The organism is Cohnella sp. GCM10012308, assembly GCF_042649185.1.
Classification (GTDB): Bacteria; Bacillota; Bacilli; order Paenibacillales; family Paenibacillaceae; genus Cohnella.
The window spans coordinates 1-1,245 of the sequence record NZ_JBHRYU010000079.1 but is presented as its reverse complement, the minus strand read 5'-3'; the positions used below and the strand labels follow the sequence as shown (position 1 = coordinate 1,245).

The following is a 1,245-nucleotide window of genomic DNA, read 5'->3' as shown; positions in this document are numbered from 1 at the left end:
AATGAAGCCGAAATAGCCAAACGGGACGAAGCAGGGGAGTTTCCTGCTTCGTCCCGTTTGCGTTTTTGGTCGATGGCGACTTTTTTGAGCAGATTATGGGCAAGGCAAAGCCATCCGACTTCGAGGCTTACCTTGTCCAAGCCTCGAAGCAGAAAGCGCCGGAATCCCCGGTTGTTTTTCACCTGGCCGAATACGCTCTCCGGCTCAATCATGCGGCGGACGGATAGCTCGTATCCTTCCTCGCTCCGCAATCGCTCCCGCATTTCATTCTTTTGCCGCCAATACGTCAGGCTTACAGATATCTCTCGATTTCCTTTGGCCTTGGTGCATGCGGCTTTAAGCGGACAGCCTTCGCAGCTTGCGCTTCGATAATGGCGCGTACGTATCTCGTAGCCGCTCTCCGTCGTCGTTTTGCTTTCGTAATGGAACGTAAGCTTCTGCCCGGCTGCGCACATCCAACAGTCTTCTTCTTCGTTGTAGCTCCAGTTGTCGATCTTGCTGATATCCTTTCTCCAAGCTCTGCTTTTTTCTTTGTGATAGGTGCCGTATTTCACAAGCGCGTGTACTTGCTCTTCCTCCAGAAAAGCGTAGTTCTCCTCCCCGCCGTAGCCCGCGTCTGCAATGACGGTACCCGGCAGCTTTCCCAGGTTCTCTTTGACTCTCTCCAGATGCGGCTTCAGACATCTTGTGTCTGTCGGCCGCTGATGGACGCTGTAGCCCAGCACGAACTGGTTCTCGGTTCCGATCTGTATGTTGTAGCCCGGCTTCAGTTGGCCGTTGCGCATATGATCTTCTTTCATCCGCATGAACGTCGCATCCGGATCGGTCTTGCTGAAGCTGTTCCGGTCGCCAAAAAGCGCCTGCTGATGCTCGTATTTTTGAAGGCGCGGCAACAAGTCTTTCCGCAGCAAACCAACCGCTTTCTTGAGCGGCTTGTCTTTGGGCTTCTCTTGCAGTTTTTCCTCTAGCCGCTGAACGGCCTGCTCCAGCCGGTCTGCAGTGAGTTCCGACGCTTCGCCAAGCTCCAGTAAATCCGCTCCGCCATGCTCGGCGTCTTCTTGCGCTTCCGCCGCTTCGATGGCTCCAAACAACGTCCTTACCTTCTCTTGCAGCTTGGCGTGCTGCTTCACAACAGCCTTTTTCCAGACGAACGAATAGCGATTGGCGTTCGCTTCGATCTTCGTGCCGTCGACAAAGTAATGTTCCAGTTGTACGTATTTTTCTTCCACCAGAAGTTCCAGCACA

At 53.7% G+C, this 1,245-nt stretch carries 1 protein-coding gene; it reads right to left on the bottom strand.

What is annotated here, in order from left to right; translation table 11 throughout:
* The coding region (locus tag ACFOTD_RS34470; RefSeq protein WP_378124531.1) for an IS1182 family transposase at positions 1-1,245 on the bottom strand (1,245 nt) is incomplete at both ends.